Source organism: Streptomyces lancefieldiae (assembly GCF_031845825.1).
In the GTDB taxonomy this organism is placed as follows: Bacteria; Actinomycetota; Actinomycetes; order Streptomycetales; family Streptomycetaceae; genus Streptomyces; species Streptomyces lancefieldiae.
Window position 1 is genome coordinate 1 of the sequence record NZ_JAVRFH010000235.1, and the last position, 1,053, is coordinate 1,053.

Annotated in this window: 1 protein-coding gene; it reads right to left on the reverse strand. The window is 68.9% G+C overall.

The features are described 5' to 3' along the window. Window positions 1-952 (reverse strand): IS481 family transposase (locus RM812_RS41840; protein WP_311586210.1); only part of this gene is annotated, 952 nt, incomplete at its 3' end. Window positions 953-1,053: the final 101 nt, after the last annotated feature.

Consider the following 1,053-nt stretch of genomic DNA (forward strand, 5'->3'; position numbering starts at 1 on the left):
TGTATTGACCCGCAGCGTTGTTCACACGGCTGATGGGTGGCTTGCCGCCGAGTGCGGTGTGGCAGCGGTGGTGGTTGTAGGTGTGCAGGAAGTCTGTCAGGGCTGCGGTGCGTTCGGTGTTGCTGGTGTAGGGCCGCAGGTAGGCCCATTCGTCGAGCAGGGTGCGGTTGAAGCGTTCGACCTTGCCGTTGGTCTGCGGCCGGTAGGCGCGGGTGAGTTTGCCGGCGGCGCCGAGGTCGGCCAGGGCCTGCCGCCAGGCGAAGCTTTTGCGGTAGGGCCAGGCGTTGTCGGTCAGGACTCGCTCGACGCGGTCGATGCCGCAGGCGGCGAAGAAGGCTGCTGCCCGACGCAGGAAAGCAGCGCAGGTGACGGCCTTCTCGTCGCCATGGATTTCGCTGTAGGCCAGGCGAGTGTGGTCGTCGACGGCGGAGTGGATGTAGTCGAAGCCCATGTTGCTGCGGGTGGCGCGGCCGGCCTGGCGGCCCAGGACCTTGTGACCGCCTCCGTCGGGGATCCGGCCGAGTTTTTTGACGTCGACGTGGATCAGCTCGCCGGGCCGGTCGCGTTCGTAGCGGCGGATGATCTGGCCGGTGGGCCGGTCCAGGAAGGACAGGCGGTTCAAGCCGTGGCGGACCAGGACGCGGTGCACGGTCGAGGCGGGCAGGCCCAGGACCGGGCCGAGCCGTGCGGGACCGAGCTTGCGGTCCCGGCGCAGGCGGCAGACGCGGGCCTCCACGTCCGCCGGGGTGCGGTGCGGTGTCGTGCGCGGTCGGCTGGAGCGGTCGGCAAGACCCGGCTCGCCCTCGGCCCGCCAGCGGCGGACCCACTTGTGGGCCGTGGCGCGGGAGATGCCCATTTCGGCGGCCACATGTGCGACGGGACGGCCGGAATGGACACGCTCAACGAGCAGCCGCCTGCCGTGAACGGTCAGCCGGGCATTACGGTGGGACACGAAGACCTCCGTGCGGTGCAGTCCTAGACAGCTCCACCACACCGGAGGTCTTCGCCATGATCAAGCACCGGCGAGTGTCAACAACGCTCGTGATCAATACA